Origin of the sequence: Aliivibrio sp. S10_S31 (genome assembly GCF_014694495.1) — a bacterium.
Classification (GTDB): Bacteria; Pseudomonadota; Gammaproteobacteria; order Enterobacterales; family Vibrionaceae; genus Aliivibrio; species Aliivibrio fischeri.
In genome coordinates this window covers 93,219-108,473 of the sequence record NZ_JAAUWR010000009.1, presented here as the reverse complement: position 1 = coordinate 108,473, position 15,255 = coordinate 93,219, and the positions used below count along the sequence as shown (strand labels likewise).

The following is a 15,255-nucleotide window of genomic DNA, read 5'->3' as shown; positions in this document are numbered from 1 at the left end:
TCTACCTCATATTAGACACTACATTAGATAATGAACTGTTATATTTAGAAGCAAAATTCGAAGCACTTGAGTATGCGTTATTGTATTTATCCATTGCTGATTGCAGATCAATCATCTTCATTTGAGATAGTGAGTTCAATGATGATATTTCATTGTCTAATGCGGTATTGATCACACTTTTGTTTTCATCAAAGTCTTCTTTTTTTCCATTAATTTTAACGTTATAAGTTCCATCGCTATTTGGATATGCTGTATATGTATCACTATTTTCTTCACCGACAGCTGTCTGTAATGCGTTAAACTCTTCTTCACTTAACGTAAAGTACTCTTCCTGTTCAGCTCCCATTACCGCTTCTTTTGTTTCGTTATACACATCTAGCTGCTGGTTTTGAGCATCAATTTCATTTGCAATAATTCGAACGGTTTCTTCACATTGGTCTGCTCTTTCAGACATGACTGTCAACATTAGTGTATCTAGGGGGACTTCTGTTGCTTCTGCTGATACTGAACTTGCTGCTGGATTAACATTCATAATTTAACTCTTCCACAATATAAAAATGAATAATCATTCTCTTGAATGCCTTTCTTTAAATCAATTGGCAACTTATTTATAACTAAAAAATATTTGCTAATAGCTTAAAGCTCATTTAATGTAATATTATGATATTGGAGGAATTTTATGCCAAATAATGAATATTTAGGAAGCCAATTTTATAAAAGGTTGAAAAAAACCTACCTTAAATTTAGTTATGTATCATTAGATACTTTGGTTGATGGGCAGTTTGCATACGTAAAAAAAACACCTTCTACCTTTACTCCTTTTAAGCAACGAAAAATCATAGAAAGCACTAAAAATTAGTATTTACTTTCTATAGGTTAATGTGCTTCACTTTCATTTCGCCATGAAAAATAATGGTTTCGCACCCTACACCTGCCTTCTCTATTTCTCCAGTTCATTAATAGCAATAACTATATCAATACTAACGCCCCTAAAGATAGGAAGCATCAATGCTTTTGTTTTTTTTATTCTGCCCATTTATTTCTAGCATTACTGCACTATATTTATAGACAAGTTATTGGAACTATCGATTAATCATATGGAATATGTTTACTATTGAAAGGTTAGATATGAAATCAAGTAAACTTACATTTTTAGATAAAAAAATTATTAAGCTACTTCAAGATAAAGGTTTTATTAAAAGTGAAGCGCTTAAACTACTTTCTTGTGAAGTATATGAGTTAGACCATAAAGAGCGTTCTCAGATTTTAGAAGAAAGTAAACATTTTGGTAAAAACTATCAAGAAGCGGCAATATTAAAACATATAGAAACAAAGCGTGAAAACTATATTCTAAGCTTGTTAGATCAAGCTAATTATGTTGTAGCAGGAAGACACATAAATGATTTATTAATTCAATAAGTTAAAATGGTTTTAGGGCATTAAGTATTTATTTTTAGTGACTACTCAACGAGCCCAAGTTGGCCCTAAAAACTAAGCCCACACTTAGGTGTGGGCTTTTTCATTCTTATAAGGTTTCTTTTATCTCATCAGAACTGAATCCATAAGAATACAAATAAGAATAAGCTTTACTCTTCTCTTTTGAATTGCTCAAATCAAAACGTTTTTTATCTAATCGTAGTTGGCAGTTTTCATAGAAATCTATAGAACCATCCTTTTCTAATTTTTCAATTTCTTCATCAAAATTTGAAATATCAATCAACTTTTGTTTAAGCTCTCGTTTAATTGCGGTTTTTCCTTTTAGCTTACGAGCCAACTTTTCTATTTCTTTAACGATATCAGCTTTATCTGCTTTGATTTGCATTTTAGAAGGAAGCGTTGATGCAATAGGGTGAGACTTAATGACTTCTCGTACGTCAGAGGATTTAAAACCGTATTTCATTAAAGTTGAATATAGCTTATCGCTTGAATACGAATCTAATGTCATATTACTTAAACGATTGTTCAATATAGTAAACTCGCAAATTTCATCACGATTAATCACATAATCAATCGCCTCATTTACACATGACTCGTGAATCCCTTTTTCTTTTAATTTAAATAAAATAAATTGGCTGCCTTTCGCTGAATTGAATGCCATCTCAGCAAAATTAATAGCAAAATCCTTATCTGATTTAAGGTAACCTCGACCAATAAAATCAGACAAAACCGTCTCAATCCATTCTTGATTATCCGTTTTTGCTTCTAGTTTTTTTCTCAATTCATCAATTGTGCGATCTTTTACCTCAAGCTTATAAAAGGCATAACTATAAACGTCCCCAATCATTTTTGCTTGCTTAACAAGGCATTGATAAAACATAAAAACCTCAAAGACAATAAAATACCCATTTAGATTAAAGCAACTGGCCTTTGACTACTATAGTCGAAAATACAAAACTATATGCATTCATTATAAACTCTACCTCTATTCCCCCCAAAAAAATGGATAACAATTAAGCAAAATGCAACTTTTTCGCAGTGTTTGCTTTTTCCAGTGAGGACAATACTTGGTTTAATCGTTGCGGCGATAGCTGGGTTCTCTGATGACTAACTGGGATAAAATCTCGTTGTTTGTATGGAATAAAATCTGAATATTCTGTACGGCATTGATAATAGCTCTTTACTATTGAATCTAGTGATACGTAGCCAAATCGTTGATAGGTTTTTTGCAGCCTCTCTTCAAACCGTTTTGTTTTGCAATTTTTACTTATCATAAAATTAAAAGACCATTACATGATCTACTTACTCTCTTTATTACTTATGTTAGGGGCATATTTTGCCATATGCAACTAAAAAACACTTGAGCATTACCAAGTATATTCTTAAAAAGAATGCTAAATATCTATTCTTTCTTATTGATAAATTGCTAATTTCGGCGCATTTCTTTATTTATGGAACTTATCATGGTATTGCTACTCAATAACTATAATCAATTCAATCAGCTAAGGCATAGAATGAACCTTATTATTACAGTGAATGATGTATCAAAATACTACCCTGACTCGAATCAAGCTCAACAAGCCCTTGATAATATCAGCTTCACCTTATCTTCTGGTCAAGTATTAGGCCTACTTGGACACAATGGCGCAGGAAAATCGACACTTATCAGTGCGCTTTTAGGTGCACACCGTTATAACGGCAACATTGAAATTAATGGTTTAGATCCAATCGAAAACCACGCAGAGCTAATGAAGCATTTAGCGTATATCTCAGATGTAAATGTATTGCCTGAATGGATGACAATAAAACAGATATTAACATACACATCAGGCGTTCATCCTTGTTTTGATATTAATAAAGCATTATCTGTATTAGAAAAAACCAACATTAAATTGAACAGTAAAATTAGTGGTTTATCTAAAGGAATGAAAGTCCAAGTTCATTTAGCTCTTGTTATCGCCACCAATGTAAAAGTGCTCATTCTGGATGAACCCACTCTCGGCTTAGATTTGTTATATCGAGATAGCTTTTATAGCAACTTGATGGAATGGTTTAATCAAGGAGAACGATGCTTAATCATTGCAAGTCATGAGGTCAGTGAAATTGAAAAGCTACTCACTGATGTTCTGATTCTAAAACAAGGAAATTGTGTCAAATTCGACACAATGCAGAATATCCCTCAGGGAACACTCGCTGATCTATTTATCACGTTACAAAAGGAGCCAGTGTAATGCGCCCTTCTTACTATATGCTACAAAAAGAGTTGATTGAACATAAAACAGTAACCCGTGTACCACTGTTTATTCTGCTATGTGGTGTGCTACTTTTTTTAAGTTTAATGATGAATACCAACTTGCAAGATAATCTGTTTATTTCTGTTCAAACTCAGGGCGATTTTACGCCTTTTTCTACCGAATTCTCAAATGATGTGCAACTCATGTTAAGTTTTATGGCGGGGATCCTATCTCTTGCTTTAAGCACAACATATTTATCTAAAACCTTACGCAAAGAACGTAACGAAGGAAGTTCTGCTTTTTGGCGCAGTATGCCAGTTACAAGCCAACACACACATGCAGTTAAACTTACTTTTGGGCTTATTGTTATTCCACTAATTTTCTCTATTTTAGTGCTTATTGCCAATTTATGTTTATGGTTTATTAGTTTATCCAGTGATTCCGTTCTCATTCTATTACATGAACATTCATCGCTTCTTTACGTGATAACTAGCTGGTTTCAATTTTTAACTCGAATGCTATTAGTCAGCATTGTTATGTTACCAATAGCAGGGTTAATACTGGCTGTATCTCAAGTATCTAATTCACCATTAATTGTATTGTTCTTGGGAGGATATGCATTAAAGATTTTGTCCAATTGGGTGCTAGGTTGGGATGGAATTTCTCAGTTTCTTTCTCATATATACCAAATACCAACGACCGTTTTATTATCACACAACCCATTAGCCAGTTTTGAACATGCTGGCATAGGTTTTTTAAGTCTATACGCTTTGCTTGGGACTCTCGCTCTATTTGTTAGTATTTCTTTATACCGAACAACAGAAATCTCGTGGCAATCATTAAATCCAAGTTGGTTATTTAAAAAATAAAAACAAAAAAAGGAGATCATATGATCTCCTTTTATTTATTATTCTATAATTTCTATACCAATTCTGGCTGAACTTGAGTCACTCGAACTTTATTCGCTTTATTATTATCAATAGATAACACTTCAAAACTCCAGTCTTGGTATTCTAAGGTATCTCCAACAGCTGGTACATTGCTTGTTAACCACATAAACATACCTGTCAGTGTTTGATAATCCCCTTCTTTCTCTTCAGGCAAGGTCGCCAGATTTAAGGTATCTTTTAGCACTGTTGTCGGAATTGAACCATCTAAAACCCATTCAGTTTCTGATACTTGATCAGCCCATGCATCGTTCGGGTTTTCAGATTTAAACTCTCCCGCTAACGCTTCTAACAAGTTCTTTTGCGTGACAATACCTTGAGCATCACCATATTCATCAACAACTAGAGCAATCTCCTCACCTGTCGTTTTTAGCAACTCCAACAATTCGCTGCCGTATTTATTTTCTAGAATCGTTAAACAAGGTAATAAATTACGCATTAACCACTTAGTACGGTGATCTTGATGCGCCGCTTTTAGTAAAAAGCGTGATGTAGTAAAACCAAGCACATTATCCATTCCACCACGAGTTACAGGGTAAATAGAATATTCTGAGCGCAGTAGTTTTGGTAAGTTCTCATCCCACGATTGCTCGGTGTCGAAATAAACCAATTCATTTCTTGGGATCATTAATGATGCAACTCGTCTATCATCTAATTGTAAGATGTTTCGCACCATACTGTGTTCATGTTTTTCAATAACACCTTGCTCAGAGCCTTCTGAAAGCAAAGCGTGAATATCATCTTCAGTAATCGATGCTTCATCGCTATTTGAGCGACCTAATAAACGTAAAATCGCATCTGTTGAGATAGATAATAAGAATACAAATGGTCGAGAGATAGAAGCTAGCATGCTGATCAATGGCGCTATCAGCGTTGCAATGCGTTCTGCGTGAAACTGAGCGATACGTTTTGGAACAAGCTCACCAACAACGATTGAAACATAAGTGATGATCACAACAGTCGACATGGTCGAAACGGTAGACGCTAATCCTGCAGGAACACCAAATGAAATAAGGAAATTTGAGATCGGGCCAGAAAACGCGGCCTCACCTAAAATACCATTTAAGATACCAATACCGGTAATACCTATCTGTACCGTAGATAAAAACTGAGTAGGCTCTTCGCCTAATTTAATCGCTTTAGCGGCTGACTTACTGCCTTCTGCGGCTAATTTCTGTAATCGACTCTTTTTTGCCGTCATGAGAGCAATCTCAGACATAGCAAACACACCATTAATCACAATTAGAAAAAGTAATATGGCAATATCCAATGTAAACCTCGAATTATTAAGTAATAAGAACAACGTACATACGTTATTATTTTCCTACTCTTATATGCTTGATTTACAATAAGGTCAATAACTATATTGACCTTATTTTAAGCACTTGTTAATGAATAAACATATAGTTACATTTCGTTATACTTATCCATCTCAAACACCTAATTTTTAACTAACTCTTTTTATTTTTGATCAAGTCGTTTAATTAATTTGGCTGGCGTTCCACCGTACAAACAATCAGATGGAACATCATGGTTCACCACTGAATTTGCAGCAATTACCGAACGAGCGCCAATAGTAACGCCTTGATTAATCACTACACTACCACCAATCCACACATCATCTTCAATGACAATCGGTTTGCAATAGGTTTCCCAACAACGACGGCTTTTATAATCTAAAGAATGTGAAGCCGTATAAAATTGAGCATTAGGACCAATTAATACATTATTACCAATCGTAATTTCTGCACCATCGAGCATGGTCACGTTCATATTAATAAACGTTTCGTTTCCTATAGAAATTGTCTTTCCAAATTCACAAAAGAATGGTGCTTGAATAAAACTCTGACCAAAGGCATTAAAGACATTTGGTAAAATAGATAGCTTTTCTTTCGTTTCTGTACTTCGATTAAATTGTTGAAGGTATTTTTGTGTTTGATTACGAATAGCGTCAATTTCAGGATCACCGCCATCAAATACCAAACCACTTTTCATTTTTTCAAATTCGGTCATGCTAACTCCCTACAAAGCAAAAATCGAATAAACCCATTAAAGTCTATTCGATTTCTATAAAATAAAAAGAGTAAATATTGGAATAAAAAATTTCCTATTTTAAATACTCTAATGACTCATGACCGATGTAGAGGTCAATGGTAATGGCTTGATAATCTTCTGAGTTTTCAAATGATTCCATACCATTGGTGCAATACAGATAATCAATGCAATATTTGATACTGGCATCGCTAACCAAACTCCATCAATTCCAAACCACTTAGGCAATATAAGTAAGAACGGTAATTGAATTACAATATTACTAATGGAAATTACCATGGCTTTTTTGCCTTCATTTACGGACAAAAAGTAAATCGTAATCAATACAATCATGCCATCCAAGAACATCGCAAATAAGTGATAACGAATACCAACAATAGTTTCAGCAATCAAAGCTTTATCACCATTAGTAAACAATGCCGTCGTTAGCTCTGGTGAAATATTTAAAATAGTTACCCAACCAATGCCTGTAATGACTACCCACTTCAATGCAATCTTGAAGATTTGATACACTTTTTTATTTTCTCTCGCACCAAAATAATAACTGATTGGTGGTTGAGCCCCTTCTGCAATACCTTGTGCAAGAAGGTAGTAAAGCATAAATAAGTAACCAACAATGGCATAGGCTCCCACTGTCGTTGCCGAGCCGTAATGCATCATTAACGCATTATGCATTGCAACAACAAAGCTACCATATAAATACATCACTAATGCTGATGAGCCCAAAGAGAGAGACTGCTTCGCTTTATTCCAAGAAAACAGCACTTCTTTTGATGTAATTTGAATACTTGAGCGTTGAGTAAAGAAATAACCAATACCTAAAACGGTGACACAAGCTTGAGCCAGTAACGTTGCTAATGCAGCACCAGAAAGCCCTAATCCCATCACACCAATAAACACGTAATCTAAAACAATATTAATTAATGCGCCAATAACAAGCAGGAACGTAGCGACATTTGGCGACTCATCATTTCGCACAAGCATAGGTAACGCTGTCGCACATGCAGTAAAGAAGCCTCCAAACATAAGTACATTGATATAATCCATGGCATAGGCAAAGTTTTGACCTTCCGCACCTTGAGCAAGCAAAATGTCTTTTGCGAGTAATACAATGCAAGTGATCGCAATGATGCTTAATATCGCAAGTAACCAAAAGCCTGTAGTTAAGGCCACTTTTGTTTTTTCTAGTCTATTTTCGCCACGGTATATGGACATAACACTGCCAGTTCCCATACCAACCATTACGCCAATAGCACCTAAAATACAAATCGCAGGCCATGCCATATTAATACCAGCAAGCCCCTCAAAACCAATATAGTGACCAACAAAGATCCCATCAATAATTTGATACAGTCCACTCACCACCATTGCTGCAATAGAAGGGATGGCATAACGCCAAAAAGTACGAGTGATGGATGAATCTGCATGAAATGTTGTCATTTTAACCTCGGTAACAACAAAGAATGGCGTGATTCTATGCTACAATTTAAGATTGAAAAAGTTAGTATCCATCTCTTTTTCGGATGATTGAGTATAGATTGTACACTATTTCTATTTTCCTCTTATTGACACATAGAAACTGTGTTATAAGCTTATGAAATAGATAAAATACTTCTGTAAATACAGACACAAAGGGCAACGTTATGATTTCTAAATGGGCAAAGCGATTCTTCCAAATGGCTGAATTAGTCGGTTCTTGGAGTAAAGATCCGTCAACTCAAGTTGGTGCAGTAATCACTAAGCATAACCGTATTGTTTCTGTTGGATTTAATGGCTACCCACATGGTGTATCTGACAGCGCAGATACTGATGAGCGCGAAATTAAATATTTAAAAACGCTTCATGCTGAAGAAAATGCCATTTTATTTGCGAAACGTGATTTAGAAGGTTGCGATATTTGGGTTACTCACTTCCCTTGTCCAAACTGCGCAGCAAAAATCATCCAAACAGGAATATCAAAAGTATATTGCCCTGAACAAACAGAAGACTTCTTATCTCGTTGGGGTGAAAAAATTCAAGTTAGCCAAGATATGTTTTCTCAGGCGGGAGTTGAAGTCACTTGGTTACCTCTGGAAATATTGAAATAATAAAAAAGCCGGATTAATAATCTGGCTTTTTATATACTCTTTATACGTATGCAAAAGCATCAGCAAACATCTGTTCTGACTTTGCTTTTTTCTCTTCAATTAATTTTTCTTTTGCCGTTTTAGCCATCATATAAGGGCCGCACATATAAATATCAAAATGAGCAAGATCTGCAAAGTCTCCCATAACGGCATCAAGCACCGTTCCTTTTTTTCCTATCCATTCTTCATTTTTATCTTCAATAACAGGAATATAATGAAAGTTATTATTATTTAATGATAGTTCCAGTAACTCTTCGTCTTCATACAAAAAAGAACTGTCTTTTACTCCCCAATAAAGGTAAATATCTTGTGGAATATTCCGATTTAAACAATTTGTTAAAATACTATTTATGTACGACAAACCTGTACCTCCCGCAATTAATAGCAATGGATTACCACTTTCAGACCTTAACCAAGCGTCTCCGTAAGGAGCATCAACCTCTATTTGTATTTCCTCAATTAACGCATCAACAAAATATTCAATTGCATCTAGTGAAGTGTCTTTATTTGAACTACCTATATGTAACTCTATTTCTTGATCCTTTGTGGGGCAATTTGCTATTGAGAAAGGGACCCCCTTACCATTAATTGAAATAAGAACGAATTGTCCTGCATTGAATTTAATCGGTGTATTTAAAGCAATATATACCTTATAGATATTATTCTTTATTGATGCCAATACTATCTTTGAAACTCGGCCCTCTACGATCATACATTACTCCCAATATCACTCTGTATTACATTCGCCATGGAGAGAGCACAACCTTTTTGTGCACGTGTATTTAAGCGCCGAACAATCTCAACGGTTACCCCTGGGTAAGGATCTGGTTCTCTAATTTCTTTTACAATACCGATATCATCAGTAACAATAAAAGCAGGATAAGCAGTTGATGAGGCGTCCATATAACTTAACAACCCGATCTCACCATCTGCTACGGGTTTCAAGGTTTCAGGATCAAGAGCCCGAGCATATACCCACGGTGGAACATGTTTTCTTTGAAATTCATCTTCAAAAAAACACGTATTAAGCTCAACTTGATTAAAGGTATCTCTAATTTGATTAATCTTGTCGAGTTGAAAAGTATCCATTAATAATTGATTAAAATCAGCACGATCTAAAGAGTCATTCTGATTAGATTTCCACCCTCCACCAGTTATAATATGTACTCTATCCCCTCCTTTAAATTCAATATTGTTTTCTTTCATATATTGGCACAGAAGATACACAAAAAATGGTGGCCCAATTAAGCAAATGTCTTTCTTACTATTCTTAATTCTAAATAGATGTTTTACTGTTTTTTCAAAATCTATTTGATCTTTATCAACTGTAAATTCAGTAGGGTAAAGTAGCTCAACCAAGCTCATGACATATTTGAACCAAATATTATTTGTATTGAATCTATCTGGTCCTAAATTTATCAATTCCATTTGATGCTCAAACCAATCTCCAACGTATTTCATTCCGAAGTTCACAGAACCAAGTAAGCGTTCAATGCTAAGGCGATCACGTGCAATATGGCTTTTTACTCCACGAGTTCCACTACTTGTATACCAATTTTCAATGTCATCAGCTGTAACAGTATGTAATTTCTTATATTTAAAAACAGATGTTGGAAACACGGGTATTTCATCAATAGTGTGTAAATTATCACTCACATGCTGATTGATACAATAATTTCTATATTCTTCATTTCTATTGTAATGAAAATAAAAAGCCTCACGAACTAATTTATCTCGTATGTCTTTTTGCTCTTCAAATGACCACTCCTGTGGTGTACTCATAAAAATAAGATCATCAATTTCTGAACTGGCAATAATCTGATTTCTTTTATATTCAGTATGAACAGTCATACCATCCCCTCTCCAGTAACACCTAATATCAACAGAAATGCAAAAAAGACAATCTAATATATAAATTGCCCTTAATTTTATTAGGGTTGATTCTTTTCAATTTTTTGGTTCAACATATCAATAATTTCTTTTACACCCTTAAAATCAGCCATTGACTCAAAGGATAATAAAATATTTTTAGACCCTGTTTTTTCCACAGCTAATTTTGTCGATTCATAATAGTCATCATGAGACCCTACTGCATTCTCTTCAATAATACAGTTAATTTTTTCATCCCTGTCCATTTGAGGGTAAGTTTCAGTGATATAGTATTTTAAGTATTCTCTCACTTCTTCTTGAGCCGTACTTCTATCAGAATTTAAGTTCGCAATTACAGTTAATTGATGATCAACACCCGAAATATCAACACCATATTGTTGTGCTGTTTTATTATATAGAGTTGCATAACGCTCTTTAGTTTCTAAATTATCCTCCCACTTAAATGTTAAAGGCAATGCCTTTTTCGCTGCCCACATGACGACTTCTTTTGATGTTGCGGATACATATTGCTTAGGCCCATTCTCACTGTAACAGTGTGGATTAATTGAAACCTTTGGAAAATCATAAAAATCATTTTGGGGATGACAATAACCTGTAGTTAATGCGTCATTAATTATTTCATAGCATGCTTCAAATTGTTGTTGCCTTGATGGAATGTGACGTTTAAAAAATTCCATTTCGAAATCACTTTCACAGTCACTAAAACCGAGAATAAAGCGCCCCTCTGACATTTGATCTAATAAACTGGCTTCTTCTGCTACACGTACAGGGTGATGGGTGGTAATTACTTGATTTAATGAACCAATATGCAATTTATTTGTTAACCCTAATAAAAAACCAGCTGCGGTAATAGGTGCTCCAACAATACCATTTTTTGAAAAGTGATGTTCATTAACAAAAGCAGTATTAAAATGATATTTAGTTGAATCAATTAACGTGACAGTCTTTACCATATTATCCAACGTTTCTTCAGATGTCGTTCCATCTTTCTGAAAGTTTAGAAAAAATAATCCAAATTTCATAACTTGTTCCTTATTATCTCTAGTATCAAATAAGTAATTTATTTAGGTTCTTTTAAAAAAGGGGCGACTTGTGTCATAAAGCGTCGCATGGAAGCAATTATTTCATCTTCAGTTCCATTAGCTTCAAATCCGCATGTAATATTTGTAATACCTGTGGCATCAATATCACGTTGAATTATTTCAATACACTGCTCAGGAGTGCCTACAGGGTTAATACCATTGCTATAATCAACACGTCGATTGGTGTTTGTATGCCCTTGTAAAACAAAATCACGCCATTGGCCTTTATGATAATCATAACCACGAGTTTGATTGCTATCATTAAAGATATTGGTCGCATTTACATATGAATCATACCAATTTTTCAAAAACTCCCGACAAACATCTTGCGCCTTTTGTGCATCATCATCAACAGAACAAATATAAGTCATACAATGATCTATTTTAGATATGTCATGGCCATATTCTGTCGCAATTTCATTATAGAGTTCCATCTGTGCTTTTTTTTCATTAGTACCAATAATCCAACTAAGAACCATTGGTAGCCCTTGTATTGCTAGCCATTCAGTCGTACTTGCGGACTCAGCAGTCATACAGGTTGGTACATTTTTTGAGTACACTTTGGGATATACATCAACCTTAGGAAATTGAATGTAATCACTATCAGAGCTAATGGTTCCTGTCTGTAAGCTTTCCATTATCATCTGGTAGAAATTTTGAGTAATCGCTCGAGACTCTTCCATATCAACACCAAATACTCGAAAATCTTTATGGTATAGCCCTCGAACGGTTCCAAAATTAAAACGCCCTTTCGACATTTGATCTAATAATAAAACGTCTTCTAATTGTCGAACAGGATGAGCTGTTGGAATAACAACCCCCATAGTACCAACATTTAATGTTTTAGTTCTTCCTAACAGATTTGCCGCAGCAACAAATAAATTTCCCGTGAGACCAAACTCTGTAAAATGATGTTCTAAGGTCCAATATGTATCAAAGCCTACTTCCTCTGAGGCGATACCAAGTCGAACAAAGCGATCCATTACTTGCTTATGAGTTTCACCTGGTGGTTGATACGAAAAACAAATATTTCCAAACTTCATACTCTATCCCTTTTTGGTGATTTTATTTAATTAAGCTAATTCTAATAATTCATTTTCAATTTCATTTTTTAATCTACGCTCCTTAACAGTAATACTTGTAACGTCCTCAAATCGAGGTTCAATAATATCTATATCTAAATCCAATAAACCAACATCTAATGCTAAAGCTGCTTTCGTTACTGATTGATAAAAATTTCTTAATACAACCAAATTTTCCCCAAGATCATGTGAACTTCCAATTAGCGAATAGAGCTTACAATTATTAGATTCAATACTATCAATGAGCTCTATAACTTCACTTTGCTTTACCCAGCTATCATCGTTTGCAGTAAAAGCAATAAATGGAATCGTTAATCCTTTAACACTACTAAGTGTCGAGTCTAATGTGTCCCATTTATGTTTAAAGCAATCTGTAACAAAGACCTCAGCTCCTAAATTATGACCTTCAAAGTCAAGATCTTCTGGTAGATCTGAAATAGGTAATTGCAAATAGTCATACCCCAATGATTTTTCTAATGTATCTCTAAGATTAACAACACCTACGGCCGTAATTAAAAATGATAATTTAATTTTATTTACTACTTCATAAGCGATTCTCGCTGACAAACTAGCAGCTATCAGCCCTATTCGTTCGACACCATGATCTTTAAGCCAATCTACGACTGTAAGCAGGCTATTTTTTCCAATCGACATCGTAAATTCATTTATACATCCACTGCTTAATCCAACATGATGCAAAGAATCGTAGCGAATGACATGAAAACCGTTAGTAGATAAATACTCAGCAAGACCTGCAAAATGATCCATTCTTCTAGCAAAACCCGAAGCAATAAGTATTGTATGTTTTTTCTCTGGTACGTTCTTTTTAGGGAGTGTTTCCCAAACTCGGATAGACTGACCATTATCAAGCTTGATAATGTGATCAATCGTAAAAAGAGCACTTTCATCTTTCATATAATTTCCTTTTAACTATGGGACAAAAACTAAAAACTTATCTTCCTCTAAGTAACGTGTTTGTTCGATTTCAACCGCAACATCTTTGGTCGTATAATTAAATGGTCTCTCATGCGATACAAACCTAACTAAGTACTGGAGAGGAGATAATGAATCATGAGCCCCTCCAACTCTGAAAATATTATTCATGCCTGATTCAACAATTCTTTCAACACCACTTCTTGCTAATTTATCTCGATATTTTAATGACGCTTCCCAAGGATAAATAGAAACAGTCTGTGTTCTATTTTTATTAACAAAAGGAATTACCTCATTAATATCAGACACTTGATGAACATACACACTTCGTGATAGAGGTTGATTTCCAAAGCTATTTGTAGGTGATACGACTATTAACCAAGCTTGCTTATCTCCCTTTCTCACTTCATATCCAGCAAATAGATTTTCTTTTTCAGTAAGAGTAAACGCCGCTTTTTCATCAAAACTGTTTGAACCTTTTGGTAAAATTTTCGCGTATCGATCTAGCTGTTTTTCAAGTTCATTTAAAAATAAAGGTAAATTATCTCCGATATAATAAACGTCTTGAGTAGAGAAGCAGGCTTGCTGGTCATAGAAACAAATATCATGAGCAACCCCCATTGCTGCTGCTTCTATATCTTTAGGAGCTTCAATAATACTTAAGCTTTTCTTTGGTCCAAATTTCAGAATATCGACATGCGGTGGTGAATATTTTACCGCCCATTTAATCGCCTAGTCTCCACCCCAAGCAATAACCACGTCGGCATGATTCATTATTCTTTGAGATAGAGTCATATCTTCATCATGCGGCCAATACATAACAGACATTGATTTGGTTATTGGATGGTCTGCATTAACATCAATAAAACTGGAAACTAAAGCGTTTGCAGTAAAAGGATCTGAAGACGAAGTTTTAATAATGCACTCATTTTTTGTTAAAATAGCACGCAAAATAGATGTCACTCCTGATAATGGAACATTACCAGCTAACAAGTGAACAGAAACACCTTTCGGTTGTGCTTTAACATAACAATCACCACGTGGAAGCCATTCATCTAATATGTGTATAGAGCCCAAATCATAATTAACAATGTCATACAAAGCACTTTTAGAGCACAATAACATTGCAATCCAATTCGCTTCTAACCTTGCCATTTCATCAGAATAACCAAGATATGTTTTTAACTCACGGATATAGGTTCGTCGCCGATTATATTCTTCACTTTTCCATCGTTGACCAACGGTATATAAAAAATTCACAATCTGATTTAAATTAAGATTAATTCTATCTTTGATATTTAATGTTTTTGAAACTGAACTTTCAGTAATGACAGATAATTTCACTCTATTATCATTATTTAGTTTAACTTCTTTATATGCATAATTATCAAAATCTTGAATCATTCCATTAATTATCATTGGAATACATTTATTCATTATTTTCCCTATAATATACTTAGTATTTGAAATAA

Annotated in this window: 15 protein-coding genes and 1 pseudogene; 5 read left to right on the top strand and 11 right to left on the bottom strand. The window is 34.5% G+C overall.

The window, feature by feature from the left end; translation table 11 throughout:
• Position 1: 1 nt before the first annotated feature.
• Positions 2–532 (bottom strand): hypothetical protein, encoded by a 531-nt coding sequence (locus HC728_RS09850; protein WP_190395372.1) that lies wholly within the window; start codon positions 530–532, stop codon positions 2–4.
• A 147-nt stretch (positions 533–679) separates the two neighbouring features.
• Between HC728_RS09850 and HC728_RS09845 the strand changes: the two genes are divergently transcribed.
• Positions 680–859 carry a hypothetical protein gene (locus HC728_RS09845; RefSeq protein WP_190395371.1) on the top strand — a complete coding sequence of 60 codons (180 nt, stop codon included), beginning with the start codon at positions 680–682 and terminating at the stop codon, positions 857–859.
• Positions 860–1,128: 269 nt separating this feature from the next.
• Positions 1,129–1,419: a hypothetical protein gene (locus tag HC728_RS09840; RefSeq protein ID WP_190395370.1), complete on the top strand. Its 291-nt coding sequence runs from the start codon at positions 1,129–1,131 to the stop codon at positions 1,417–1,419.
• Between the two features lie 106 nt (positions 1,420–1,525).
• Here HC728_RS09840 and HC728_RS09835 read toward each other — a convergent pair whose 3' ends face one another.
• The gene (locus HC728_RS09835) at positions 1,526–2,317 is read right to left on the bottom strand and encodes a RecX family transcriptional regulator (RefSeq protein WP_190395369.1); all 792 of its coding nucleotides are present in this window, start codon (positions 2,315–2,317) and stop codon (positions 1,526–1,528) included.
• 634 nt (positions 2,318–2,951) lie between these two features.
• On the opposite strand from HC728_RS09835, the gene HC728_RS09830 reads away from it, so the two are divergent.
• The gene (locus HC728_RS09830; protein ID WP_190395368.1) at positions 2,952–3,668 is read left to right on the top strand and encodes an ABC transporter ATP-binding protein; all 717 of its coding nucleotides are present in this window, start codon (positions 2,952–2,954) and stop codon (positions 3,666–3,668) included.
• Entirely contained in the window at positions 3,668–4,540 is an 873-nt protein-coding gene (locus HC728_RS09825; protein WP_190395367.1) for a hypothetical protein, read from the top strand. Before HC728_RS09830 ends, HC728_RS09825 begins: the two co-directional genes overlap by 1 nt.
• 52 nt (positions 4,541–4,592) lie before the next feature.
• On the opposite strand, the gene HC728_RS09820 is transcribed toward HC728_RS09825, so the two are convergent.
• From HC728_RS09820 to HC728_RS09810, 3 genes are all read right to left on the bottom strand, one after another.
• Positions 4,593–5,888 carry a hemolysin family protein gene (locus HC728_RS09820; RefSeq protein ID WP_012534626.1) on the bottom strand — a complete coding sequence of 432 codons (1,296 nt, stop codon included), beginning with the start codon at positions 5,886–5,888 and terminating at the stop codon, positions 4,593–4,595.
• 191 nt (positions 5,889–6,079) lie between these two features.
• Complete coding sequence (locus HC728_RS09815) at positions 6,080–6,631, bottom strand: sugar O-acetyltransferase (protein WP_012534807.1); 552 nt, start codon at positions 6,629–6,631, stop codon at positions 6,080–6,082.
• A gap of 108 nt (positions 6,632–6,739) precedes the next feature.
• Positions 6,740–8,110, bottom strand: coding sequence for an MATE family efflux transporter (locus tag HC728_RS09810; protein ID WP_065603598.1), 1,371 nt, complete (start codon positions 8,108–8,110; stop codon positions 6,740–6,742).
• Positions 8,111–8,313: 203 nt separating this feature from the next.
• Here HC728_RS09810 and HC728_RS09805 point away from each other — a divergent pair, with 203 nt between their 5' ends.
• Positions 8,314–8,757, top strand: coding sequence for a dCMP deaminase family protein (locus HC728_RS09805; protein WP_190395366.1), 444 nt, complete (start codon positions 8,314–8,316; stop codon positions 8,755–8,757).
• Between the two features lie 40 nt (positions 8,758–8,797).
• Here HC728_RS09805 and fre read toward each other — a convergent pair whose 3' ends face one another.
• From fre to HC728_RS09775, 6 genes and pseudogenes are all read right to left on the bottom strand, one after another.
• Positions 8,798–9,508 (bottom strand): NAD(P)H-flavin reductase, encoded by a 711-nt coding sequence (gene fre, locus HC728_RS09800; protein ID WP_190395365.1) that lies wholly within the window; start codon positions 9,506–9,508, stop codon positions 8,798–8,800.
• Positions 9,505–10,647: a long-chain fatty acid--CoA ligase gene (locus HC728_RS09795; protein WP_190395364.1), complete on the bottom strand. Its 1,143-nt coding sequence runs from the start codon at positions 10,645–10,647 to the stop codon at positions 9,505–9,507. Before HC728_RS09795 ends, fre begins: the two co-directional genes overlap by 4 nt.
• Positions 10,648–10,727: 80 nt before the next feature.
• Entirely contained in the window at positions 10,728–11,708 is a 981-nt protein-coding gene (locus HC728_RS09790; protein WP_190395363.1) for an alkanal monooxygenase, read from the bottom strand.
• A 38-nt stretch (positions 11,709–11,746) separates the two neighbouring features.
• On the bottom strand, positions 11,747–12,811 hold the full coding sequence (locus tag HC728_RS09785; RefSeq protein ID WP_005423453.1) for an alkanal monooxygenase: 1,065 nt from the start codon (positions 12,809–12,811) through the stop codon (positions 11,747–11,749).
• A gap of 30 nt (positions 12,812–12,841) precedes the next feature.
• Positions 12,842–13,765: an acyl transferase gene (locus HC728_RS09780; protein ID WP_190395362.1), complete on the bottom strand. Its 924-nt coding sequence runs from the start codon at positions 13,763–13,765 to the stop codon at positions 12,842–12,844.
• 15 nt (positions 13,766–13,780) lie between these two features.
• Positions 13,781–15,220, bottom strand: a pseudogene (locus HC728_RS09775) (aldehyde dehydrogenase family protein).
• Positions 15,221–15,255: the final 35 nt, after the last annotated feature.

Coding starts and splice junctions, on each gene's coding strand:
- HC728_RS09825 (WP_190395367.1), top strand. CDS start 3,668: ATGCGCCCTTCTTACTATATGCTACAAAAAGAGTTGATTGAACATAAA.
- HC728_RS09850 (WP_190395372.1), bottom strand. CDS start 532: ATGAATGTTAATCCAGCAGCAAGTTCAGTATCAGCAGAAGCAACAGAA.
- HC728_RS09840 (WP_190395370.1), top strand. CDS start 1,129: ATGAAATCAAGTAAACTTACATTTTTAGATAAAAAAATTATTAAGCTA.
- HC728_RS09835 (WP_190395369.1), bottom strand. CDS start 2,317: ATGTTTTATCAATGCCTTGTTAAGCAAGCAAAAATGATTGGGGACGTT.
- HC728_RS09810 (WP_065603598.1), bottom strand. CDS start 8,110: ATGACAACATTTCATGCAGATTCATCCATCACTCGTACTTTTTGGCGT.
- HC728_RS09830 (WP_190395368.1), top strand. CDS start 2,952: ATGAACCTTATTATTACAGTGAATGATGTATCAAAATACTACCCTGAC.
- HC728_RS09790 (WP_190395363.1), bottom strand. CDS start 11,708: ATGAAATTTGGATTATTTTTTCTAAACTTTCAGAAAGATGGAACGACA.
- HC728_RS09815 (WP_012534807.1), bottom strand. CDS start 6,631: ATGACCGAATTTGAAAAAATGAAAAGTGGTTTGGTATTTGATGGCGGT.
- HC728_RS09785 (WP_005423453.1), bottom strand. CDS start 12,811: ATGAAGTTTGGAAATATTTGTTTTTCGTATCAACCACCAGGTGAAACT.
- fre (WP_190395365.1), bottom strand. CDS start 9,508: ATGATCGTAGAGGGCCGAGTTTCAAAGATAGTATTGGCATCAATAAAG.
- HC728_RS09780 (WP_190395362.1), bottom strand. CDS start 13,765: ATGAAAGATGAAAGTGCTCTTTTTACGATTGATCACATTATCAAGCTT.
- HC728_RS09795 (WP_190395364.1), bottom strand. CDS start 10,647: ATGACTGTTCATACTGAATATAAAAGAAATCAGATTATTGCCAGTTCA.
- HC728_RS09845 (WP_190395371.1), top strand. CDS start 680: ATGCCAAATAATGAATATTTAGGAAGCCAATTTTATAAAAGGTTGAAA.
- HC728_RS09805 (WP_190395366.1), top strand. CDS start 8,314: ATGATTTCTAAATGGGCAAAGCGATTCTTCCAAATGGCTGAATTAGTC.